The sequence below is a fragment of the Brachyspira aalborgi genome (genome assembly GCF_008016455.1).
Taxonomy (GTDB): Bacteria; Spirochaetota; Brachyspiria; order Brachyspirales; family Brachyspiraceae; genus Brachyspira; species Brachyspira aalborgi.
In genome coordinates this window covers 2,464,062-2,486,925 of sequence record NZ_SAXU01000001.1, presented here as the reverse complement: position 1 = coordinate 2,486,925, position 22,864 = coordinate 2,464,062, and the positions used below count along the sequence as shown (strand labels likewise).

Genomic DNA, 22,864 nt, shown 5'->3' with positions numbered 1-22,864 from the left:
AAGAAAAAGACGATATAAATTCTATAAAATTAATTATAGATAAATATTTATCTAAAAATTTTAATAAAAATGAAATTATATTTGATAACAAAATGAGGGAAATTATAAAAAATTTTATTAAAGTTTAATTAAGGAAATTATAAATGAATAAAATAATACATTTTAGTATAGACGATTGCATAGAAATATTTAGAGATATAACGATTAATAATTATAATTCTTTATTTGAAAGCGATTATTTTCTTTTTTCAAAGAATTGCATGATAAATATGATGCGAAAATAAGTTTATATTCGTTTGTGGAATATAAAGAATTTAATATAAAAAACACAACCGATAAATTTAAAAAAGAATTTATAAATAATTCTAATTGGTTAAAAATCGGATTTCATGGTTTTAATGAAAACAGCAGATATAACGACAAAGAAAATATTAAAAAAGATTATAAATTATTTATTAAATATGTTAAAAGATTTGCAGGCAGCTTAAATATTATTGATAATTTTGTTAGGCTTCATTATTTTTCAGGTAATTTAGAAAATATACTTAAGATAAAAAAATTTGGAATAAAAGGACTTTTCACAGCGGATGACGATAGAGATAATTATTATCTAAAAAAGAATGAAAATATTTTTCTTAATAAACATAATATTTACAAAGATATTAAAAACGAAATATTTTTTATTAAAACTAATTTAAGAATCGAGAAAATTGAAAATATAAATGAAACCTTAAAAACAATCGATAGAGATAATAGTTTAATAATGTTTACGCATGAGCAATATTTGAATGATAAAAATATAAGAGATAAAATAATCGATATATACGAATATTCTAAAGAAACTCATAAACCCGATTTTATTAATTTTGTAGAGGATGAATTTAAAGATATAAAACTTGATAAAATAAAAAAGTTTATAGATTGTTATATACCGATTACAACATGCAATTTTAGATGTCCTTATTGTTATATAACTCAAAATAATAGATGGAATGACGCTTTGCCAGAATTTAAATATTCCGCTCAATATGTTAGAAAAGCTTTATCTAAAGAGCGTTTGGGCGGAACTTGTCTACTTAATATGTGTGGCGGTGGAGAGACTTTGCTTCCTCCGTATATTATAGAGCTTTTAAAAGAATTGCTTGAAGAAGGACATTATATATTTGTGGTGACGAACGGAACTATAAACAAAAGATTTGAAGAGATTTCTAAATTTCCAAAGAATTTGCTTTATCGCTTGGCTTTTAAATTTTCTTTTCATTATAAAGAATTAATAAGAATAAATAAAATGGAAGACTATTTTAATAATGTGAGAAAAATGAGAGATGCGGGATGTTCTATTACTGTAGAATTGACTCCTTATGACGATATTATAGAAAATATAGACGACATAAAAAATATAGTCAAAAATAATGTTGGCGATATTCCCCATGTTACTATAGCTAGAGCGGATAATAAAAAAGGAATACCTATATTAACTAAATTATCCAGAGAAGAGTATAAAAAAACTTGGGAAGTATTTAATTCAAATTTATTTAATTTTAAAATAGATATTTTTGGCAAAAAAATGACTAAATATTGTTATGCGGGAAAATGGTCTTTATATGTGAATATAGGCAGCGGCGAAACTAGACAATGTTATACTTCTAACTATTATCAAAATATATTTGAAGATATTAATAAACCTATTAATTACAAAGCTATTGGTAAAAATTGTTTAGAGCCTCATTGTTATAACGCTCACTCTTTCTTAACTCTTGGCGATATTCCATCGTTAGAAACTCCTTATTATTCGTATATGAGAAATAGAGTTTTAGAAGATGGCAGTGAATGGCTTAATCCTTATATTAAAGAGATATTTTCTCATAAGTTAAAAGAGTCTAATCATTTTTGGTCTTAAAAATTATTATTTATAAGAACTAAAATAATTAAGTATTTTCTTATATTTTGCGCTTTTGTTTCCCGATAGAATAACATACTTATTTAAATATTCGTAAACCATTTTTCCGTATTCCACTTCTTTAACGGCGTCTTTCTTTTTAACCGCTATGTCGTATCTGTTTTTATAGATTATTGCAAGCGAATAATTTGAATTAGGTTCTGCTCTTAATTCCAAAGCCTTTTTATATAATTCTATTATTTTATTTTCTTTATATTCTTTTTCAAGATACATAGCTCCATACATATAAATATCTCCAAGTCTTGAATATGAAGGATGTTTTTTTAAGGCTTTCATTCCTTTTGAATCTAAAAGATTAATATACGCTTTTAATTTTGCATAAGAGTTTGCGCTTTTATTAAAAGAGTTTAAAGTTCTTGAAAAACCTACGGCGTTATCTAATTGTTGGTCATCGCTTGGCGCTACAGGAATATTTAAACTTTCTTGAGAATATAATAAATTAAAAAATAAAATCGAATTAAAAAATAAAATAATTAAATTTTTTTTCATTTTGCCTCCGTAAATCATAAACAAAAAAATAATAAATAAAATAATTAAATTCAAATTAATTTATACAAATCAAAACCTTGTGTTTTTATTATCGTAATAAAATTTGAATAAAATTAAAGATAAAAAAATTAAAAAAATTTTAATATTAGTTATTGACAAAAATGTATTTATAATTATAATTATAGAATAAAAATTAAACATATGGAGAAGATTATGTCTACAACAACTACTAAAAAAACTACAACTAAAAAAACTGCAGCCAAGAAACCTGCCGCTAAAAAGACAACAGCTAAAAAACCTGCAGCAAAAAAAACTGCCGCTAAAAAGACAACAGCTAAAAAAACTACGGTAAAAAAGACAACGGCTAAAAAAACAACGACTAAAAAAACCACAAATTAAAAGTAAGCTATAAAAATTAAGTAATGGAGAAGATTTATGTCTACAACAGGTAAAAAAACGGCTCCGAAAAAAGAGACGGTTATTAAAAAAAGTGTCGTAAAAAAAACGGTTTCTGAAAAAGATACCGCCAAAAAAACGACAACTACCAAAATTGTAAAGGCGGTAGCGCCGAAAAAAGCGAGCGTTAAAAAAATTACTCCCGTTAAAAAAACGGCTATTAAAAAAGCCGCCATTAAAAAACCATCTTCTAAAGAGTATGAAGAGATTATAGAGATTCAACACAAATATATTCCCGATGAAGTCGATATAGTTAGAGAATTGCCGAATAGATATAATGAAACGAGATTAACTTTAATGATGCGTGATCCGGAATGGTGTTTCTTTTATTGGGATATTTCGGATTACGACATCTCTTATCATTCTTTGAATAGTCGTAGAATATCCGTTAGAATATTTCATGTATTTGGTTATGATATTACTAACGGCGAAATCCATAGAGAGTTGGATGTTAATGCTATTTATGGAGACAGATATATTAATTTGGCTATGCCCCATGCTTATTTTATAGGCGAATTAGGTTATTATGACGAAAATAACAGATTTATAGTATTAGCCAGAAGCAATATGATATACGCTCCAAGAGATTCTATAAGCAATATATACGATGAAGAGTGGATGGTAAACGAAGAGATAATAAGATTATTGAAATCTCCGAAGGCTTTAAGAGAGTCTCTATCTTCCGCTACAATATTCGAACTTATTGACTTGAAAAGACATCATTTGGCAGGTTCGTCTTCATCTCTATTTAGGAGAAAAGATTAAATTATATTATTTTAGCGGCGTTAAATTAAATTAATGCCGTTAAAAATAATATATATAATGGCGAATCGATTAAAAAAGAAAATAAATGTCTGCTTATCGTTATTGCATTTCTTCTCATTGCTATAAAAGAAACTATGCTTGAATAAACAATCGGAATAAGATATTTTATATTATTTGAAAGCGAAAATTGATGCATGATTATTCCAATAAACATAAATAATATAGGAACAATCGGCAAAATTCCCGTCAAAATGGCTAATTTTTTAGGCTCGATATACGCTGTTAAAGTCACCGCTCCCGCTATTTTATCGCTTTGAGAAAATTTTATTTCTATTAAAGCTTGTCTTATAAACATAAAAATAAAAACTATGCTTGCGGAAAATAAATAGGCAAAAAATTTTTCTTTAATTATATTTCTGTTAAGAATAAATATAGAACCGTTTAAAAGTATCGTAACGGCAACGGATATTACTATCGCTTTAAATGGAATAAGTTTTTTAAATAGTTTAAAGAATAAAGAATTATCGAATTTTGATTTATTTTTAAAACTCATATTATATCCCATTCCGAGCAAACTTGACAATATCGTAAGCATTAAAATTCCAACGCTCATTTTATAAGAAAAATAAAACATACTCGCGCAACTTATAAAAATAATAAACATAAAAAATAATTTATATTTATTGTAAAAAGCAAATCTTTTTTTATCGCTTATACGAATTGCATAATTGCTATAACCGTTGCTTAAACTCGTATATAAATAATAAGAAGCGGTTATAATTCCTATTTGATATTGAAATGTTTGAGATAAAATATCGTAAATCGCATAAGACATTAAAAACGCGCCAATCGAAAAAAATATATATCCGTAATTTAGAAAATCGAATATCTTTGAAAAAAATTTTGATACATTGCTTGCATATTTATCTTTAATAGTTTGAGCGACTTCTTCTATAAGCCAATCGGGAGTCGAAGCGCCTGCCATTATTCCAATGTTTTTATAACTTGATAAATCTAAATTATCTAAATCTTCTTTATATTCTACATAAAAAGAAGGTTTTATTTCCGAAGCGATTTTATATAAATTTTTTGTATTACTGCTTTCAGAACCGCCAATAACCAAAACTACATCGTTTCTTTTAGCGATATCCAATATTTCATTTTGTCTCTGTTCGGTAGCTTCGCAAATAGTATCTTTAATTATAATTTCGGATGTTTTATATTTTTCTTTTATTTTTGAAACGAAGTTATAAAAAATATCTTTTTGTAATGTTGTTTGTGCTACTATTAAAGTTTTTTTTTCGTTATTAGGAATATTATTTAAATCGGCGTCTTTATAAATCACAAAAACATCGTCAGCAAATCCGCATACTCCTATAATTTCAGGATGGTTAGGATTTCCAATAACGATTATTCTATAGCCTAATAAACTATATTTTTTTACCAAACCTTGAGTTTTTGCAACATATTTGCAAGTGAGATTAACTAATTTTTTTGCATGTTTTGAAAGCGCTTCTCTTCTGCTTGGCGATACTCCATGCGCTCTTATTATAACGGTTTTTCCGTCTAATATAGACATATCCTCTTTATCTTCGTAAGTATGAACTCCGTTATTTTCAAGCATATCCAAAGTTTGAGGATTATGTATTAAATGTCCATCGACAAATATTTTATCTTCGCTTTTAGCCGCTTGAGAGAAAGTATTTTCAACCGCATATTTTACGCCATCGCAAAAACCTGCAAATTTGCCTATATCGATATTCATTATTTGGCTTTTACTATTTTATTTCCCTTTATACATTTCGCGCATACTAAAGCTTTTCTTACCGTTCCATTAACTTCTATTCTTATATTTTGCAAATTGGCATTAAAAGAGCGTTTGGTTTTTATATTAGAATGGCTTACGCTATTTCCGTTTTGTTTTCCTTTTCCGCATATTTCGCATACTCTTGCCATAATTTCCTCCGTAATTTATAAAATAATTTTAATAATTTATTAAATATATATTAAAAACTTATAATAGTCAATATTAATAATATTGCATAATATAAGAATTTTTATAAAATGTATATATAAAATTTGGGAGTTAAAATGAAGTATAAAGAAATTTCGCTTAATAAATTTTTATCTAATTTTCAGATTTCAATGCCGAACGAACAAATTATTTTAAATTTTTCAAAAGAATTAAAAAAATTATTAGAAAATACAAATAAAGATAATTCGGAAGAATATCAGAAAAATGAAATCGGCAAATTTCTAAATAAAGTTTTTGAATATGATTGCAATGTTAAAAATAAAATAGATTTGGCAATTTACGAAGATAATCAAGTTAGAGTAATTTTTGAAGCTAAAAGCGTTATTAATAAATCGGAGTTTGTAAAAGAGAATTCCAACAATTTAGAATCCAAAGCTTTTTACGAATCGATTTTATATTTTTTAAGAGAGATAAAAACGGGAAATAATAATATAACTTTTATAATTTTAGCTACTGCGGAAGTTTTTTATATTATAGATTCTAAAACTTATTTGAATAATTTTTCTAAAAATAAAGATATTATTAAAGCGTTTAAGAATTGCGAAGAAAACGGAGGAACGGATAGTAGCACTACAAAATTTTACGAAGAAGTTAAAAATATTCTTCCAAAAATTGAAAATGAAATTTATTATTTATGTATTAATTTTAAAAATATTTTGAATAATGAATTTGACAAATTAGGTTTATTATATAGTTTGCTCTCTCCTCAAGTTTTATTAAAGCGGAATACATATATTGACGCAAATACTCTTAATGTTGAATTTTATAACGAACTTTTATATATTTTGGGACTTAAAGAAAACAAAGAAAACGGAAAAATTGAATATAGCGATATTAAAAATACTTTTTACGATTCTATTTCAAAAACTTTCAAACTTGATAAAGATAATAATTTTGAAGAAATTTTTTCTTTGCTAATAACTTGGAATAATAGAATTTTATTTTTAAGGCTTTTAGAATCAATGCTTTTAAGTTTTGAGCATATTGAAGCCCCGTTTTTAGATTTGGAATATTTGCCCGACTTTAATAATTTAAATATTTTATTTTTTGAAGTTTTGGCAAAGAAAGAAAACGAAAGAGAAAATATATCTAAAAAATTTGAAATAATTCCTTATCTTAATTCGAGTCTTTTTGAGAAAAAGGAATTGGAAAGAGAGGGAAAAGAAATTCAATTTTTGCAATCAAATAATTTAAAAATTTATCAACATTCGATTTTGAAAAGAGATAAAAATTTTAATAATAAATATTTGAAAAATAATAAATCGGAAGAGATTCCGCTTCTTGAATATTTATTTGCATTTTTGCATGCTTATGATTTTACAACGACTTCGCAAGATTTACAAAATAATATTAAAACAAATTACGATAAACTTATTAACTCTGCGGTTTTAGGGCTTGTTTTTGAAAAATTAAACGGTTATAAAGACGGAAGTTTTTATACTCCAAGTTTTATTACTAATTATATGTGCAATCAAAGTTTGGAGAAAATAGTTATTGAAAAATTTAATAATTCTTTAAGTTGGGAATGCAAAACTATAGACGATATTCAAATTTCGCTTGACAGATTTATTACGAATAAAGAGAGTTTTAATAAAGCGATTAAAATTTTTAATGAAATTAGAATATGCGACCCTGCGGTTGGAAGCGGACATTTTTTAGTTTCCGCATTAAACGAATTATTATTAATAAAATATAATTTAGGTTTGCTTATAGACGAAGACGGCAGAAAATTAAAAGATATTAAATTAGAACTTAAAAACGATGAAATAGTTATAAGAGATTCTGAAAATAATATTCATAATTATAAGCGTCCAAAACATGAAAATACGGATTCGCATAAAATACAGCGGACAATATTTTTCGCTAAAAAAGAAATTATAGAAAATAATTTATTCGGAGTCGATATTAATCCTAATTCTTGCGATATTACAAAACTTCGCCTTTGGATAGAATTATTAAAATATAGTTATTACAGAGATATAGAAAATAAATATTTAGAAACTTTGCCTAATATCGATATAAATATTAAATGCGGAAATTCTATAATTTCAAGATTCGATTTGAAAGATTCTTTAAAGAATATTCCAAAGATAGACAAATTAATTAAAGATTATAAATGCCTTGTTGGTAAATATAAAAATGCGGACGGCGAAAATTCAAAACATTCTAAAAGAGAGATTGAAATAAAAATTAACGAAATAAAAGAAAATTTAACTCTTAATTTGAAAGCTCCGAAAACTATAAACAGTCTTGAAAAAGAAATTCAAGCGCATATAGACAAATACGGAATGTATTTAATCGATGATAAAAATTTATTGAGCGGATTAACCTATACAAAAAATTTATTAGAAATCGAAGAATTAAACGAAAACGAAAAAGAGGAAGCTTTTGAATCTTATGGCAGAATACAGATATTAAGAAAAAAATTGGATTCGGTTTTAAGCGGTAAAGAATATAAAAACGCTTTTGAATGGCGACTTGAATTTCCTGAAGTATTAAACGAAAACGGAGATTTTATAGGATTTGATTTGGTTATAGGAAATCCGCCTTATATTGATTATAGAGAGATAGACAAAAATACGATTAATAAAACAAAAAATTATGCGGTAAATGAAAATTCTAATCGTCCCAATATTTTTTGCTATTTTATAGAAAAAGGAATTGAGGTTGCAAATAACAACGGAATATTAACATTTATTAATCCTATAGCGATGTTGCAATCCGATTTTACTTACGGAACAAGAAAATTATTATTAGAAAAAGGATGCATTAATTATATAGTCGATTGTTCTTATATTAAAGTTTTTGCTTCCGCTTCTACATATCCGACTATATACGAATTTAAAAAAAATAAAAAACAAGGTTCTATAAAAATAGTATTATGGAAAAATGATAATTTTAAACATAGTCATAATATAGAAACTTATTCTAAAAACGAACAATTATCAATTAATATATCAAAACATAAAATAAATTTTCAAAAAGTAGGCTGTAGAAAATTAGGAGAAATTGGGCTTTTAAAATGGGGAACTTCTCAAAGCGGTTATGGTAAAAAGAAAATTTTATTAAGCGATTTTAAAAAGTTAAATAAATCAAAGCGTAAAGAATATAATCCTATAATACAAACAGCCGATATAAAAAGATATTGCATTGTTTGGCAAAAAGAGTATATACTGACTGAAATTTATTCTCAAAACATACAAAAAGATTTTAAAAAGCCTAAAATAGTTATTGCAAGAATGACGAAAAATATTCAAGCAAGTTTTGATAAAAATAAATTTTATATGGGCAAATCGACTTTAATTGTAGATTTAAAAGAAAATCCATATTATATTCTTGGAATATTAAATTCAAAGTTAGCCGATTTTTGGTATAAATATTATTTTGGAGCAACTCATTTGGCATGCGGTTATGTAAGATATGATATACCGTATTTAAAACAATTGCCAATTCCTAAAATAAATTCTAAAAATAAAAAAATAGTCGATAGAATTATTAGATTAGTCCATAGGATAATAAAATCGAAAGAAAATAATTTTAATGCGAATACCTCTAAATTAGAAATTGAAATTAATAATTTGGTTTATGAATTATACGGTTTGTCAAAGGCTGAAATTAAAATTATTGAAAAGTCAAATAGAAATTGATAATAAAAAGACTATATTTTTAAATTTGATAAAGAATATATCGAATAAACAAACTGCAATTTCCTATTGTTAATGTTTTAGTATAAGTCAGGCTTTAGATTTGCTTCTTTTTTATATCTTGAACTCGTTTATTTATATGTTATCATTATTAAATGAATAAAATTAAAAAAATAGAATTGCTTTCGCCTGTGGGAAATGAAATAGGATTAAAAGCGGCGGTTAATTCTGGAGCTAATGGAGTTTATTTTGGAGCAAAAAGTTTTAACGCGAGAGAATATGCTGCAGAAAACTTTGACGACAAAGCGATAGAAAATGCAATTAAATTCGCAAAATTAAGAAATGTAAAAGTTTATATTACAGTTAATACTTTGGTTTACAATGACGAAATAGATAAAGCTATTTTGCTTATAAAAAATATTTACAATATGGGAGCGGATGCAATTATCGTTCAAGATTTGGGAATAATAGATATTGTCAGAAATAATTTAAATATTCCAATGCATGCAAGCACTCAAATGTCATGCAATAATACTTATAGCGTTAAACTGCTTGAAAAATTAGGAATCGAGAGAGTTGTTCTCGCAAGAGAAACGAGCATTGAAAATATAAAAGAAATTAGAAAAAATACAAATATAGAATTAGAAACTTTTATTCACGGTGCTTTATGCGTAAGTTTTTCGGGGCAATGCGCCTATTCGTATTTGCATGGAGGAAGAAGCGCAAACAGAGGAGCATGCGCTCAAGCTTGCAGAATGGAATATAGCGGAGGGAAAACCGATTATCCTTTAAGCGCAAAAGATTTAATGACTATAGATATTATTCCAAATTTAATTGAATCGGGAATTAATTCTTTTAAGATAGAAGGAAGAGCTAAAAGAAGCGAGTATGTTGCAATAACTACTTCGATTTATAGAAAGGCTATAGATTTTGCATTACAAAATAAAAATATTGAAACTGAAAAATATAAAGAAAGTTTAATAAAAATTTTTAATCGCGGCGGATTTAGCGAAGGTTATTATTATAATTCAAAAGATATATTTGAAAATTATAAACCTAATCATAACGGAGAGTTTATAGGAAAAATAACGGATTATAAGAAAAATAAAATTTATATTAAAGCCGATAAAGAATTAAATGTATATGACGGACTTTCTTTTGGAGAGAGCGGAAAAATTGGAATGCAAATTTCAGATTTATATAAAGAAAATATTAGAGTTAAAAACGGAAAAGGTAATTTAAGTTTTAGCGCAGTTTTGAAAAATATTAATGTCGGAGATAAAGTTTATAGAACGACAGATAAATCTCAAATGGATGAAGCGAATATTATAATTGAAAGCGATAATTTTAAACATTTGCTCAATTTAAATTGCATCATTGATTACGATAAAAAAATAAAATTTAAAATTAATTCAAATTATAATGAAAAATTAAATTTAGAATATATAAGCGATTATTTAGTCGAAGAAGCAAAAAATTCTGAAACGAAAGAAAGCGATATTATAAAAGCGTTATCAAAAACGGGCGGAACGGTTTTCAAATTTGAAAATATAAATATTATTATAAATTTTGAAAAGCCTTTTATTCCCGTAAAAGTTTTAAATGAAGCAAGAAGAAGCATAATAAACTCTCTTGAAAAAATTTTAATTCAAAATCGAAAAATAGATTATGATAAAAATATAAAAAATATATTTAAAGAAAAAATAGAATATCCAAATACAAATCTAAAAGTCGCAATAATAAGCGATATAAATCATAAAGTTAAAGATTATGACAAAATAATTTTATTTCCAAAAATATACGATACCAATATTAAAAAATTTTTTAATGAAGGTTTAATTGACGGAATAATTTTACCGCATATAACTTTTGATAAGGATATCGAATTAATAAAAAATATAGTTTTAAAAGATATGATAGTTATTTGCAATAATTTAGGACAAATTGAGGCTTTACTTGGCGAATGCATAATTTGGGCTGGAATTGGAATGAATACTATAAATAACAAGACGGTTGATTTTTTATATAAACTTGGCGTTTCGACTGTTATATCTTCGATTGAAGCTAGAAAAAAATTAAAAAATACAATATCAATAAAGCGAGGATTTATACCTGCCATGAATTTTGCTTTTTGTCCAAAAAGTATTGCAATAGGATGCGATAAATGTAAAGAAAAAAATATAATCGATTCTAAAAATAATATTGTTATATTTGATTGCGTGAAAATGCATAATAAGATAAGTTTTATTCTTGAAAATATAAATAATAAAAATGGAGAGATTGATATTTTTATTTGAATAATTATTTTAGTCGTATTTTTTATATTGATAAATTTATTTTTTCTATATATGATTTAATACTAAATTATTGTATAATAAAAAATAAAAATGGTTTAAGAAAAATGTCAGAAAATTTTGTAAATCAATATTAAACGGTAAAAAATTTAATTTGCCATATAGCCGATTAATAAAGAAAACTTAAATATAATTATTTAAAATAAAAATCATTACTCAACTTATAAATCTATTTTGTATATTTAGTTTTATGAAATTTAATCGTTGAATGTTTTCCTATAATATTTTAAAAGCATAGATTTTTTATTTATTATTTTATTTAAATATTTCGTATTTATTCATTTCTTCTTCAATTTTTTTGTCGATACTTTTCGCTTTTTTAATTTCTTCTTCCGATATATTTTTAGCGTTTAATTTTTTTGTTTTGTATAATTTTTCTATTATAGAAGATAAAGTTTCAGTTTCGCTTGGAGTGAGATTCGTAAAGGCAAATCTCAAATTAGGAAGTATTTCTATAAATTTATTTTCTTCAATATTTTTAATAACTTTGTCAATCTCTTTTATCAAATCGTTATTTATAAAAAGAATATCTCTTGCAATTAAAAATATTCCGTTTAAGAAATACGCGATTGAATTCGTATCGGAAGCTTCTAAAAAATTCGATATGCAAGAAGCAAATTCTTTTAAGTCGATTATATTAGATTTATATTTTATAGAAAGACAAACTGCATATATATGCGAACTTCCAAAAGTATTTTTTGACATAGAATTTATTTTTTCAATAAAAATTTCTTTGCATTCAAAATAATTAGGATTTTCCAATATAAATATATAAAGATTTTTAATATAAACGGAATATTTTAAAGCGCGCTCTTCGTCTAAATTCTTTAAAGTTTCCATATTTTGAGCGGCTAAAATAAATGCAAGTTTTGAAAGCGATTCTATTTTTGAAATAATATCATAATTTTTAAAAATATTTTCTCTCTCTTTATTTATATTTTCGTTTACAATTTCCATATTTATCAAATAGCTTAAATTATTTAAACATTCGCATAAACTTATAAAATCGCTATCGCTTAAAATTATATTTTCAATTTCGTTATAATTGTCGATTAAAAAATTATAAAGTCCCATAATCGTTGCTTCTATAATGAGTTTTGAAATTTCTTCTCCGTTTAGTCTCGTTTTTAATTTATCTTTTATAAAATTAAAACAAATCTCTTCTATGCTAACTCCGTAAACCGATTTATCAATTAATAAAGCTTCGACTTGACTTTTATATTTATATTGCCAAATTTCTCTTGCAAGATTTTTATCAATTTTATTAATATAGTCGGGACCTTTTATTAGTTTGCAAAAACCAATATCTAAAAATCGCATTTTATGAAAGAATTTACTTTTTTCAAAATGGTTTTTATCTTTAATAATATCTAAAATCGATTCTGTTGTTTCGGTTTTATCGCTTCTTATTCTATGAGTTTTGCAAAGATTTCTAAAATCAATTATAACGGGAGGCAAAACGCTTTTTGAAGAAACTTTTCCGTTTGCAATTCCCGAAAGAAGTTTTATCATAAGCTCTATATTTTCCGTATTTTCTAAACTTATATCGCCTTTAACGAAAGCGCTTTTAACGGCGTCAATAAGTTCGTAAACTCCAGCGTTATTTTTTCCTCGCAATTTTGCAAGATTAATCGCCATATAATAAGCGTTTATGCAATCTGTAATTGTTATATTATAATAATCTCTATTTATTCCCGCCGCTTTAATTATAAAACTTTGGACGGTTTCAATATACGCGTTATCAATAGAATCTTCGTTTAATTTTTTCCAAATATTATTATAAAACGCGGGATATTCTATTCCTGCAATATATCCTTTTCTTTGGTCCGCTTCTTCAAAAGAATAAGGAATTAAATAATTTGAAGAATTTTGAATATTATATTTTTTTAATTTGTTAAATTCTTTTTCTATATTTTCAAAATTTTTTAATTTGTCGATTATTCCGTCTACATGAAAACTTCCCGTTATAATTAAAATTTTTTTAAATTTATTAAGAGAGTCTTTTATATTTTTTGCCATAAAATATTCGCGGTTTTTAGTTTCAATATCTTCGTTTTCTATTAAACGCATATAATATCCCAAAGCATAAACGCTTTTAATAAAATCTCTGCTTTCTTTTAATATTCCTTTAATTTCAAAATCTCTCTCCCAAAGTTCTGCAAAACTTCTAACTCCCGATTTTTTAGTTAATTCTAAAGTATAATCGTTTACATTAAATTTATTATTGTCTTTATCGTATATTGAAATTAATTTTTTATTTATATTATTTTCAGAATTTTCAATAATATAACCAAAAGGCATATCTATAAAAGAACAATTTATTTTTAATTCATAGGATTTTTTTATCGCTACAAATTCGGGAGAATAATCTAAAAAAGGATAATAACATCTGCCTTTTTCTTTATTTTTATCAATATAACTTGAATAAATACAAAATGGCGGAATTGTGTCTTCTTCAATCATATATTCCATTAAAAAATTGCAATCGCTCGGTCCTTCAATAAGAATCGTTTCGGGTTTATAGTTTTCAATTATTTTTTTTAAATGAAAAGAGCATGCGGGAGAATGATGACGAATTGGAAAAAATATAATATTTTCTTTTATAATTTCATTAAAACTATTTTCAAAATTATTTTTTAAATTTTTGTTTTGATTTGGCATTTTTGCTTTATAATATAAACGAATAATTAAAACAACGGCAACTTGAATATTACGAAGTCGCCGCTGTTTATTTAATAAAAAAATATTAGTTTAGCATTTACTTAAAATTTTTTATTTTAATAATTTTTTAAACTCATCCGCCAATAATTGAACATCCGTTCCTACAATTACCTGAACCGAAGTTTTTCCTGGTTTCAATACGCCTGGAAAATTCTTTTTAATTTCAACTTCGTTAATAACGCTATTATCTTTTAATTCTAATCTTAATCTTGTAATGCAATTATCGACATTGACTATATTATCCGCGCCTCCAAGCAAAGGCAATAATAATTTAGCTTTATCTGAATAAGATGAATTTTTATTTGTAAAAGCGTTTTCGTTACCTTCGTTTTCGGCGTCTTCTCTTCCTGGAGTTTTTAAGTTAAATTTTTTAATGGCAAAATTAAAGATTAAATAATATAAAACAAAGAAAACCAAACCTTGAATTATAAGCATATACCATTTTATCGCCAAAGGATTTCTTGAAGATAAAACCAAGTCTATAAATCCTGCAGAAAATCCGAATCCTGCAATCCACTGCATAGAAGCCGATATTATTAAAGATATTGCCGTTAATAAAGCATGAATAACATAAAGAGCGGGCGCTACAAACATAAAAGAAAATTCTATCGGTTCTGTAACTCCCGTGAAGAAACTTGCAAAACCAGCGGCTATCATTATAGAAGTTATTTTTGCCCTATTTTCAGGTTTAGCGTTTTTTATGAAGGCAAGACAAGCGCCTAAAAGCCCAAACATCATCATCGGGAAAAATCCAGCTTGATACATTCCCGTAACTCCTACAGTCGCAAGTCCGTCTTCTATAGATTTTGCTCCGCCCAAGAAATTTGGAATATCGTTAATTCCCGCTACATCAAACCAGAATACAGAATTGAGAGCATGATGCAAACCGACAGGAATTAAAAGCCTATTAAAGAATCCGTATATTCCAGCTCCGATTGGTCCTAATCCGATTATTGCCTCTCCAAATTTTACCAAACCGTTATAAACTATGGGCCAAATAAACATTAAGATTAAAGAAACGAATAACATAACCGCCGAAGTAATTATTGGGACGAATCTTCTACCGCTGAAAAAAGCTAAAAATTTAGGAAGCTCTACATTCCAGAATTTATTATATAAACTTCCAGCGATTAATCCGCAGAGAATTCCTATAAACTGATTGTTGATTTTAGAAAAACCAGCGGGAACTTCGGATAATTCTTTACTTTGAATCATAGCGACTGTATTTGGCGAGAGTAAAGTTGTAACGACTAAAAAGCCGACTATTCCAGCCAAAGCCGCAGCTCCATTTTTATCGTTTGATATGCCGAATGCGACTCCTATAGCGAAAAGAATCGGCATATTGTCAATAATAGAGCCTCCAGCTTTAATTAAGAAAGCCGCAATCGGACTTCCCGCTCCCCAACCGTTTGGGTCAATCCAATAACCTATTCCCAAAAGTATAGCCGCAGCTGGCAAAACCGCAACGGGAACCATTAAAGAATTTCCTATTTTTTGTAAATATTTGAACATTGCAATCCTCCGTTCATTTAAAATTTTTTATATAATTATTATATATCTTTATTTTTTATAATCAAGTTTTTAAGAGATATTATAAACAGACTAAAAATTAAATCTTTATTTTTAATATTTTTTATTATATAATTTGCACAAAATTTTATTTGGAGAAAATTTTATGCCTCATATAAATCAAACTGAAATAAGAGTTATATACGCCGATACGGACCAAATGGGCGTGGTTTATCATTCAAATTATTTAAGATATTTTGAAATAGGAAGAACGGAATTATTAAGAGAGCTTGGAATTTCTTATAAGGATATGGAAGCATGCGGTTTATTTCTGCCCGTTAAAGAAGCTTTTATTGATTATAAAATATCTATAAAATATGACGATATTATTGTAGTTCATACGAGCATAGACAAATTAAAAAATGTTTCGTTAAGGCTTAAATACGAAATAAGAAATAAAGAAGATTCTAATTTATTATATACTACGGGTTATACTTTGCATCCTTTTATAAATAAAAACGGAGAGATAATTCGCCCCGAAAGTTATTTATACGATATAATGGCAAAAGGAAAATAGGGAATTTTTATGAAATGGTTAAATATTTTATTTACGGTTTTATCTTCGGCAAATATGATTGGCGATATAGTTAGAAATAATAAATTTGAAAATAAATCAAAAAAATTAGACAGAAAAATAGACGAATACGAAAGAGAGATAATTGAAAGAATAGATAATAAAATGAAAGCTCAATTTGAATATATTAATAATCAAATCGTTTCTTTAAAAATAGTAGTTAGAGTTTTGCTTTTATTTACATTATTATTTTTTATATTATTTTTATTGTCTTTAATAATTTTAATTTTTGTCTTAAAATATAAGAATATAATTTAATTTGAGAGTTTAGAAATGGCTTCAAATACTATAAAAACAAAAAAAGCGTTAACTTGTTCGGTTATAACAAAAGAAGGTCCCGTTATAAGGTCAATGAAAATAGAGCATATAGAAATTCCTTCTTATGCGGGTTATATTTCTATATATTCGGAGCATTGTCCTTATATAGTGAGCGTAAATTATGGAGAGCTTAAAATATACAATGAAAATGGACAACTTACTAATTTATATGTCGAAGGCGGAATAGTTGAAGTCGCTCAAAATGTTATCGGCGTTCTTACCGAAAAGGCTTTATTTCCAAATAATATTAATATTGAAGAGTTAAACGAAAAAATAGATAAAATTAATAAACAAAAAGCGATTAACGAAGAGGAAGCGAAAAGAAATAAACAAGAAATTGAAAAATATAAAAAACAAGTAGAAATTGCTTCTAAATAAAATTATTATAAAATTAAAAATTATAGATATAAAATCAGATATTTTAATATAAAGAAAGTAAAAAACTATAAATTTATTACTTGACTTTTTAAAATTATTGATTATAATAATAAATAATTAATTGGAAAGCAAATTTAAATAAAAAAATGCTTGACTTTTTTAAAAAGTTTGTTAAATTAAGGGTGTATGATAAGTAGAATTATTAATAAACAAAATATAATAGTTGCATTCTGCAACTCAACTCAACTCAACTCAACTCAACTATAATTTAAATTCATTTAAAATTTTTTCATCGTTCTTTGATGCATTAAAAAATCGATTGTCTCGCATTTCTTTAAATGCTCGCAATTACTTAAATTATGCATTCAATTTTGAAATAATAAGCCATAATAAAAATTTAAAATCAAATTATGGAGAAAAATTTGCATATACTCTTGAGATTAAAAAAGAAGGAAATTCAAAATATGCAATATTATCGTATGGTGACGAAGTTAAAGCAAAATTGACGGTAGGCGTTAATAAGAGTAAATATGCAAAAGGCTATAAATTTGTTTTAAGCCATAGTGGAAATGTGATTAGATTAAAATATAAATTTAATACTAGTGATAAAAGTAAATATGAATTAGATGATAAATATGCAATTTTTGAACAGGGCGAAGTTGTTAATAGTCTTCTGTTCAAAATAATTAATTAAACAGCGTTAAAGTTATTTAACAAACATTTTTTTATATTTTCCCCCGCCTAACGGCGGGGTATTTTTTTTAACAAGCGATAATATTTAAGTGAGTTTATTTTTATGATTTTGTTTTGTTAGTCGCGGGTTGTTTATAATTTATTTTTTTGAAAAGGATTAAAAATTCTTGTTCTTTTATAAAAAAATAATATAAATTATTTTCTAACCGTTTTATTTCCAAAATCTTTATTTAATTTTTCTTCAGGATTTTCAATGTTACCTGTAGAGCGTAAAATTGTCGAAATTCCGTCAGAGTTGGATGAGCTTTCATCGTCCGCCGAAGGTCTTGAAATAACTTGAGCTTTTTTAATTAAAGAAGATTGAAATATTTTTGTAGCTTCATCTTCCGATTGAGCGTCCATTATTCTTTGAGTTGCCGCAGATTCTGAAGCTATAAGCCCCCCGCTTGAATGAACTATCATAACATCTTCAGGTCTAACAGTTATCAAACCGTTTGAAGTTCTCACGGCTAAAGCGACTCCCGAATCGTTTTCCATAACCATTTCAACTGGTCCCAAAAATCTATTTCCCGCTTCATCCATTACTTCAACGCTTTTGCCTAACATAGAATAACCCGTTTGACTCGAATAAAAGTTTTTCATTGATTCCAAATTTTTATTAACCTGCGTCATTTGTTCTACAGAAGAAAATTGCGCAAGTTGAGCTATCATATCTCTATTATCCAAAGGCGACAATGGGTCTTGATGGCTCATTTGAACAGTTAATAATTTCAAAAAATCGTCTTTTCCCAAAGAATTTTTGCTTGGGTCTCTTTCGTAATTATTTTGCAAATTAAAAGCGCCAACTTCGTTTTTTAATATTCTTATCTCTCTATCTGTCATTTTCAAAGCTTCTGTTGATATCATAATTTTCTCCTTATATTAATAAATTTAATTTTCTTTCTGGAATAATATAATTTTGAATATCCGCTACAACTTCTTCGGCAAAATCTCCTCCGTTATTTCCAAAATCGTTATTGCCTGCAAATTCTGAAAACTCTGAGAACTCGCCGTTTGTCATATCTTGCCTTAACATTACATCGAAACCTTCTATATTAATTCCGATTTCATTTAAAGAAGTTATAACCGTATCCAAATTTTTAGTAAATATATCTTTTATTTCGGCATTGTCTACGAATATTTTTCCTACAAAATTATCGCCTTCCATACTTATTTTTAATCTAACTTTTCCCAAATATTCTGGGTTAAGCGACATTAAAACTTCGCTCTTTCCATTATTTAAGGCAACTTGAGCTTTTTCTACAAGCTTTCCCATTAAATCTTGGAATTTTATCATATTCTCGGTTAAACTATTTCCGCTTTGAGTTTTTGAAACATTATTATAATGATTAAATCCTTTCAAATTTGCGCCTTCGGGCGAATCCTTCATATTTATAATTGTAATTTCCGCTCCCTTATCTTCCGAAATCGTATTTTTCAAATTAGAATTCAAATTATCAATTTTATTTTCGTTTTTACTTAACTCTTTATTATTTTTATTTGCATTTTCTAAAATAAAATTATCTTCGGTTATTTCAAAATTATCTTGGCTTTCAATATTTTTATTTATCTCGCTTTCTTTCAAATTTTCTTTTAATTCTTTTAAACTCTTTTCTTGCAAATCTTTAATTTGTATTTCTTTGCTTTCTTTTATATTATTCGAATTTTTTTCTTTTGAATTTTCAAAAATAATATTTTTTATATTTTCTAATGATTCAAAAATAATATTTAAATCTTCTTCTTCGTTATCGTTTAGTTCTAAATTTTTTATTTCTTTTTTCAAATTATCAATTTCTTTAATAAGATTTTCTTTTTCTTCTTCAGACAAATTTAAAATTTTGGAAGATAAATTTTCCGATTTACTATCGGACTTTGCATTTTTTATAAATAAATTATTATTTTCTAAAATATTTTTTGCTTTTTCTTTTATAGATTTAATAGTTTCAAGTTTTTTATTATCGATAGTAGAATTTTTATCTAATTTATCAAAATTATTTTCTTCTTTTTTTTCAATATTATTTTCAACATTTTCAACTTTTTCATTTTCTAAACTTTTTTCCGACTTTTGACTTTCAATATTTTTTTTATCAATATTATTTTCTTTATCGTTGTTAATTTTAGAATTGTCTATTTTGTTATCGTATTCGTTATTTGATTCTGTAACTTTATCGTTTTCCATATTTTCTAAATATTTTTTGAAATCGTCTTTGCTATAATCGTTATAATCTTCTCTATCAACGCTTTTATTTGTGGAACTTTCCGAATAAATATTTTCGTTTTGAAGTTTATTTAACATTTCCGCAAAAGAACTATCGTTATAATTTTCTAATTCGTATTGATTATTAGAAGAAATATTACTATCTGAAAAAGATATTAAATTGCCAACTCCGTTTATCATAATTATAATTTCCTATTTATTAGATTTTATATATTACTATAATAATATTCGGAAGCGTATAATTTTACTTTATAAAAAAATATTGTTTTATTCAAACATACGAGCGGTTTGAGATATTATATTTGTTCCCGTTTCAAAAGTTAAAAATGGAAATTTCCCCATTATTCCCGCAATTATGCTTGAAGGTGGCATTGAAGTTAATTTATTATATTCTTTTACATGACTATTATATATTTCTATTGCCTTTGCTTCGTCTTCTATTATAGGTTTTATATAGTATAAAGCTTTTATATATCCTTCGTTTGTTCTTAAAACGGGATAATTTCTTGCCGTATAATTAATTTTATTTATATTTTCTTGTATTCTTGCTTGAATATATTGAAATTCCTGAAAAGTAATCGGTTTTTCTATTAAAGAATTGTCCGCATGAATTAAATTTATTCTTCTTATATAATTGCTTAAAGAGTTTAAAGTATATATATCTAATCTTGGAATTAATGAAATAGCGTTATAATAATTTATAGAAGCTATATTTTTATTTGAATAAACTTCAATTATTTTATTTAATGACGCTTTTGAAAGTTCTTCTTCCGATATAATAGATTTTTTTATTGAAACGGTTATAACAGTCATAAATATAGTTGCAGCTATTATATTAATAACGATAAATATAACAGCTACGGCAGAACCTTTCATTAAATCAAATCCTCTTTAATTAAATTTTATTTTTCTTAAATTGTTTATACAAAAAATATTATGTTTATATAAAATAATTCGGAATTTTTAGAAATAATAAAATAAAAATATAATTCTAAAATTATAAGTATTTAACTTTTTATTTGACAAAATTTAAATTATATAATATCTTTTTACAATTAAGGCATTGATTATGAATAATGAAGAAATTATATTTGAAGACGAAGATTTTTTATCGACAATAGAAGCTGCGAAAGTAGTCGGAGTATCTAGAACTACGATAAATTATTGGATTATAAATTATGGACTTAAAGCGGATGTAACGCCTGGAAAAAGATATAGAATAAGATATATAGATTTAAAAATTTTTTTAGCGTTAAACAAAAGAGATAAAAGAATAAAATTAAAAAGAAAATCATCAAAATATAAAATTGCAATAATCGAGCCTACGGTTATTACAAGAAAAAATTATATAGAATGGCTTAAAGGCGATTACGATATAGAATGCGTATCTAATTTAATTAAACCTTTAAGAGAATTAAAAAAAATCTCTCCCGATATAATTTTAATGGATATAAATCTTTCCGAAGACAAAGATTATTTTTATATCATAGACGAAATAAAAAAAGAAATTAAATTAAGAACCGCTCTTATAATAATCATAACTAAAAAATATAACGAAGATGATGTAGTTAGCGGTTTGGAAAAAGGCGCATGCGATTATGTAAAAAAACCTGTAGGACAAAACGAGCTTAAAGCGAGAATTAAAAATTTATTAAGATTTTTTATTGATATATAAATAATTATATATAATTGACGAGCCTACATGTATAATCGAAAAACAACTTCGTTTAGATTTTATAGTTTTTTAATTTATAAAATATATTTTAATAATTTGTTTTTTATTAAATTCATTATATAATAATATTATAAAAAATTAGGAGATATTATGATATTAGTAATTGAAAACGCTGATAAAAATTTGTGCATAGCTATAAAAAATGTAGTCAAACTCACGGACGCAAAAATAACAATTCAAAAAGAGCCGAGCGATAGACTTCTGGAAGCTATTAAAGAAGTTGAAAATGGCGAAGTTGAAAGATATAAGAATTTTAAAGAGTTTAAAAAGGCAATGCTTAAATGAAATACGAAATCGAGACTTCTAAAAAATTTAAAAAGCAATTTAAAAAATTATCCTCCAAAAATGCAAATCTTGTATTGGAAATAATAGAGAAATTATCAAACGGCGAAGTTTTGGAACAAAAATATAATGACCATAAACTTAAAGGAAATTATAAAGACTATAGAGAATGCCATATAAAACCCGATTTACTTTTGATTTATAAAAAGAAAGAGGATGTTTTAATTTTAACTTGCATCGATTTGGGTTCACATAGCGAGCTTTTTAAGAAATAGAAAGTAATAAAAGCTACATGGATTAATTTGGTAGTTTTTTAGTTTATGGAAAGTTTCTTTATTTTTTGAATAATTATTTTATTAGTTTACTCGTAATTTATTAAATTTTTGTTATAATTATGCAAATTATTATTTTAGGAATTATGATATTATGGAACAACTAGATATGTATAATAATTTAAATGAGCTTATTGATTGGCTTAAATATGATTTAGAAGAACAGAGAAAAGAAATAGCAAAAGATAGATGTATTTCTAAAGATGATGTAAAAGATGAAGAACCTAGTTTTGCATATTGGAGATAAAAATAAAGATAGTGGTACTATAGATTTGTTAAATCACAATATACGACTTATAATA

General features: G+C 25.6%; 22 protein-coding genes. 14 read left to right on the top strand and 8 right to left on the bottom strand.

Annotation, left to right across the window (positions count from 1 at the left end):
- Window positions 1-143 precede the first annotated feature (143 nt).
- Window positions 144-284 carry a hypothetical protein gene (locus tag EPJ79_RS11610; RefSeq protein ID WP_158634374.1) on the top strand — a complete coding sequence of 47 codons (141 nt, stop codon included), beginning with the start codon at window positions 144-146 and terminating at the stop codon, window positions 282-284.
- Complete coding sequence (locus EPJ79_RS11375; protein ID WP_208745276.1) at window positions 257-1,900, top strand: radical SAM family protein; 1,644 nt, start codon at window positions 257-259, stop codon at window positions 1,898-1,900. Before EPJ79_RS11610 ends, EPJ79_RS11375 begins: the two co-directional genes overlap by 28 nt.
- Window positions 1,901-1,906: 6 nt before the next feature.
- Here the strand turns inward: EPJ79_RS11375 and EPJ79_RS11370 are convergent, their stop codons facing one another.
- Entirely contained in the window at window positions 1,907-2,449 is a 543-nt protein-coding gene (locus EPJ79_RS11370) for a hypothetical protein (RefSeq protein WP_147739574.1), read from the bottom strand.
- Window positions 2,450-2,662: 213 nt separating this feature from the next.
- Between EPJ79_RS11370 and EPJ79_RS11365 the strand changes: the two genes are divergently transcribed.
- Both EPJ79_RS11365 and EPJ79_RS11360 read left to right on the top strand, forming a co-directional pair.
- Window positions 2,663-2,848, top strand: a complete 186-nt coding sequence (locus EPJ79_RS11365) for a hypothetical protein (protein ID WP_147529528.1) — start codon at window positions 2,663-2,665, stop codon at window positions 2,846-2,848.
- Between the two features lie 36 nt (window positions 2,849-2,884).
- Window positions 2,885-3,670 carry a DUF4912 domain-containing protein gene (locus EPJ79_RS11360; protein ID WP_147739573.1) on the top strand — a complete coding sequence of 262 codons (786 nt, stop codon included), beginning with the start codon at window positions 2,885-2,887 and terminating at the stop codon, window positions 3,668-3,670.
- A gap of 25 nt (window positions 3,671-3,695) precedes the next feature.
- Here the strand turns inward: EPJ79_RS11360 and ispH are convergent, their stop codons facing one another.
- On the bottom strand, window positions 3,696-5,435 hold the full coding sequence (ispH, locus tag EPJ79_RS11355; protein WP_147739572.1) for a 4-hydroxy-3-methylbut-2-enyl diphosphate reductase: 1,740 nt from the start codon (window positions 5,433-5,435) through the stop codon (window positions 3,696-3,698).
- Window positions 5,435-5,626: a 50S ribosomal protein L28 gene (rpmB, locus tag EPJ79_RS11350; RefSeq protein WP_021959037.1), complete on the bottom strand. Its 192-nt coding sequence runs from the start codon at window positions 5,624-5,626 to the stop codon at window positions 5,435-5,437. The genes ispH and rpmB overlap by 1 nt, the downstream gene beginning before the upstream one ends.
- A 135-nt stretch (window positions 5,627-5,761) precedes the next feature.
- Here rpmB and EPJ79_RS11345 point away from each other — a divergent pair, with 135 nt between their 5' ends.
- Window positions 5,762-9,352, top strand: a complete 3,591-nt coding sequence (locus EPJ79_RS11345; RefSeq protein ID WP_147739571.1) for a type IIG restriction enzyme/methyltransferase — start codon at window positions 5,762-5,764, stop codon at window positions 9,350-9,352.
- A 152-nt stretch (window positions 9,353-9,504) separates the two neighbouring features.
- Complete coding sequence (locus tag EPJ79_RS11340; protein WP_147739570.1) at window positions 9,505-11,646, top strand: peptidase U32 family protein; 2,142 nt, start codon at window positions 9,505-9,507, stop codon at window positions 11,644-11,646.
- Window positions 11,647-11,958: 312 nt separating this feature from the next.
- On the opposite strand, the gene EPJ79_RS11335 is transcribed toward EPJ79_RS11340, so the two are convergent.
- Both EPJ79_RS11335 and nagE read right to left on the bottom strand, forming a co-directional pair.
- A complete protein-coding gene (locus EPJ79_RS11335) occupies window positions 11,959-14,364 on the bottom strand; it encodes a DUF5682 family protein (protein ID WP_147739569.1) in 2,406 nt (801 codons plus the stop codon).
- 111 nt (window positions 14,365-14,475) lie between these two features.
- On the bottom strand, window positions 14,476-15,936 hold the full coding sequence (gene nagE, locus EPJ79_RS11330) for an N-acetylglucosamine-specific PTS transporter subunit IIBC (RefSeq protein ID WP_147739568.1): 1,461 nt from the start codon (window positions 15,934-15,936) through the stop codon (window positions 14,476-14,478).
- Window positions 15,937-16,099: 163 nt separating this feature from the next.
- Between nagE and EPJ79_RS11325 the strand changes: the two genes are divergently transcribed.
- The 4 genes from EPJ79_RS11325 (at window position 16,100) to EPJ79_RS11310 (ending at window position 17,957) form a co-directional block, all read left to right on the top strand.
- Window positions 16,100-16,510 (top strand): acyl-CoA thioesterase, encoded by a 411-nt coding sequence (locus EPJ79_RS11325; protein WP_147739567.1) that lies wholly within the window; start codon window positions 16,100-16,102, stop codon window positions 16,508-16,510.
- Window positions 16,511-16,519: 9 nt separating this feature from the next.
- The gene (locus EPJ79_RS11320) at window positions 16,520-16,825 is read left to right on the top strand and encodes a hypothetical protein (protein WP_147529386.1); all 306 of its coding nucleotides are present in this window, start codon (window positions 16,520-16,522) and stop codon (window positions 16,823-16,825) included.
- A 15-nt stretch (window positions 16,826-16,840) separates the two neighbouring features.
- Window positions 16,841-17,263 (top strand): F0F1 ATP synthase subunit delta/epsilon, encoded by a 423-nt coding sequence (locus EPJ79_RS11315; RefSeq protein ID WP_147739566.1) that lies wholly within the window; start codon window positions 16,841-16,843, stop codon window positions 17,261-17,263.
- A 223-nt stretch (window positions 17,264-17,486) separates the two neighbouring features.
- Window positions 17,487-17,957, top strand: coding sequence for a hypothetical protein (locus EPJ79_RS11310; protein ID WP_147739565.1), 471 nt, complete (start codon window positions 17,487-17,489; stop codon window positions 17,955-17,957).
- Window positions 17,958-18,151: 194 nt separating this feature from the next.
- On the opposite strand, the gene EPJ79_RS11305 is transcribed toward EPJ79_RS11310, so the two are convergent.
- The 3 genes from EPJ79_RS11305 to EPJ79_RS11295 form a co-directional block, all read right to left on the bottom strand.
- Window positions 18,152-18,862: a flagellar hook assembly protein FlgD gene (locus EPJ79_RS11305; protein ID WP_147739564.1), complete on the bottom strand. Its 711-nt coding sequence runs from the start codon at window positions 18,860-18,862 to the stop codon at window positions 18,152-18,154.
- A 10-nt stretch (window positions 18,863-18,872) separates the two neighbouring features.
- On the bottom strand, window positions 18,873-20,393 hold the full coding sequence (locus tag EPJ79_RS11300; protein ID WP_147739563.1) for a flagellar hook-length control protein FliK: 1,521 nt from the start codon (window positions 20,391-20,393) through the stop codon (window positions 18,873-18,875).
- Between the two features lie 87 nt (window positions 20,394-20,480).
- Complete coding sequence (locus tag EPJ79_RS11295; protein ID WP_147527942.1) at window positions 20,481-21,089, bottom strand: LemA family protein; 609 nt, start codon at window positions 21,087-21,089, stop codon at window positions 20,481-20,483.
- 193 nt (window positions 21,090-21,282) lie between these two features.
- Between EPJ79_RS11295 and EPJ79_RS11290 the strand changes: the two genes are divergently transcribed.
- From EPJ79_RS11290 to EPJ79_RS11605, 4 genes are all read left to right on the top strand, one after another.
- Entirely contained in the window at window positions 21,283-21,888 is a 606-nt protein-coding gene (locus EPJ79_RS11290; protein ID WP_021958103.1) for a response regulator, read from the top strand.
- Window positions 21,889-22,038: 150 nt separating this feature from the next.
- On the top strand, window positions 22,039-22,233 hold the full coding sequence (locus EPJ79_RS11285; protein WP_147739562.1) for a hypothetical protein: 195 nt from the start codon (window positions 22,039-22,041) through the stop codon (window positions 22,231-22,233).
- Window positions 22,230-22,505, top strand: coding sequence for a type II toxin-antitoxin system YafQ family toxin (locus EPJ79_RS11280; protein WP_147739561.1), 276 nt, complete (start codon window positions 22,230-22,232; stop codon window positions 22,503-22,505). Before EPJ79_RS11285 ends, EPJ79_RS11280 begins: the two co-directional genes overlap by 4 nt.
- Window positions 22,506-22,656: 151 nt before the next feature.
- The gene (locus tag EPJ79_RS11605) at window positions 22,657-22,809 is read left to right on the top strand and encodes a hypothetical protein (protein ID WP_158634373.1); all 153 of its coding nucleotides are present in this window, start codon (window positions 22,657-22,659) and stop codon (window positions 22,807-22,809) included.
- Window positions 22,810-22,864: the final 55 nt, after the last annotated feature.

Coding starts and splice junctions, on each gene's coding strand:
- EPJ79_RS11610 (WP_158634374.1), top strand. CDS start 144: ATGAATAAAATAATACATTTTAGTATAGACGATTGCATAGAAATATTT.
- EPJ79_RS11370 (WP_147739574.1), bottom strand. CDS start 2,449: ATGAAAAAAAATTTAATTATTTTATTTTTTAATTCGATTTTATTTTTT.
- EPJ79_RS11365 (WP_147529528.1), top strand. CDS start 2,663: ATGTCTACAACAACTACTAAAAAAACTACAACTAAAAAAACTGCAGCC.
- EPJ79_RS11360 (WP_147739573.1), top strand. CDS start 2,885: ATGTCTACAACAGGTAAAAAAACGGCTCCGAAAAAAGAGACGGTTATT.
- ispH (WP_147739572.1), bottom strand. CDS start 5,435: ATGAATATCGATATAGGCAAATTTGCAGGTTTTTGCGATGGCGTAAAA.
- rpmB (WP_021959037.1), bottom strand. CDS start 5,626: ATGGCAAGAGTATGCGAAATATGCGGAAAAGGAAAACAAAACGGAAAT.
- EPJ79_RS11345 (WP_147739571.1), top strand. CDS start 5,762: ATGAAGTATAAAGAAATTTCGCTTAATAAATTTTTATCTAATTTTCAG.
- EPJ79_RS11340 (WP_147739570.1), top strand. CDS start 9,505: ATGAATAAAATTAAAAAAATAGAATTGCTTTCGCCTGTGGGAAATGAA.
- EPJ79_RS11335 (WP_147739569.1), bottom strand. CDS start 14,364: ATGCCAAATCAAAACAAAAATTTAAAAAATAATTTTGAAAATAGTTTT.
- nagE (WP_147739568.1), bottom strand. CDS start 15,936: ATGTTCAAATATTTACAAAAAATAGGAAATTCTTTAATGGTTCCCGTT.
- EPJ79_RS11325 (WP_147739567.1), top strand. CDS start 16,100: ATGCCTCATATAAATCAAACTGAAATAAGAGTTATATACGCCGATACG.
- EPJ79_RS11320 (WP_147529386.1), top strand. CDS start 16,520: ATGAAATGGTTAAATATTTTATTTACGGTTTTATCTTCGGCAAATATG.
- EPJ79_RS11315 (WP_147739566.1), top strand. CDS start 16,841: ATGGCTTCAAATACTATAAAAACAAAAAAAGCGTTAACTTGTTCGGTT.
- EPJ79_RS11305 (WP_147739564.1), bottom strand. CDS start 18,862: ATGATATCAACAGAAGCTTTGAAAATGACAGATAGAGAGATAAGAATA.
- EPJ79_RS11300 (WP_147739563.1), bottom strand. CDS start 20,393: ATGATAAACGGAGTTGGCAATTTAATATCTTTTTCAGATAGTAATATT.
- EPJ79_RS11295 (WP_147527942.1), bottom strand. CDS start 21,089: ATGAAAGGTTCTGCCGTAGCTGTTATATTTATCGTTATTAATATAATA.
- EPJ79_RS11290 (WP_021958103.1), top strand. CDS start 21,283: ATGAATAATGAAGAAATTATATTTGAAGACGAAGATTTTTTATCGACA.
- EPJ79_RS11285 (WP_147739562.1), top strand. CDS start 22,039: ATGATATTAGTAATTGAAAACGCTGATAAAAATTTGTGCATAGCTATA.
- EPJ79_RS11280 (WP_147739561.1), top strand. CDS start 22,230: ATGAAATACGAAATCGAGACTTCTAAAAAATTTAAAAAGCAATTTAAA.
- EPJ79_RS11605 (WP_158634373.1), top strand. CDS start 22,657: ATGGAACAACTAGATATGTATAATAATTTAAATGAGCTTATTGATTGG.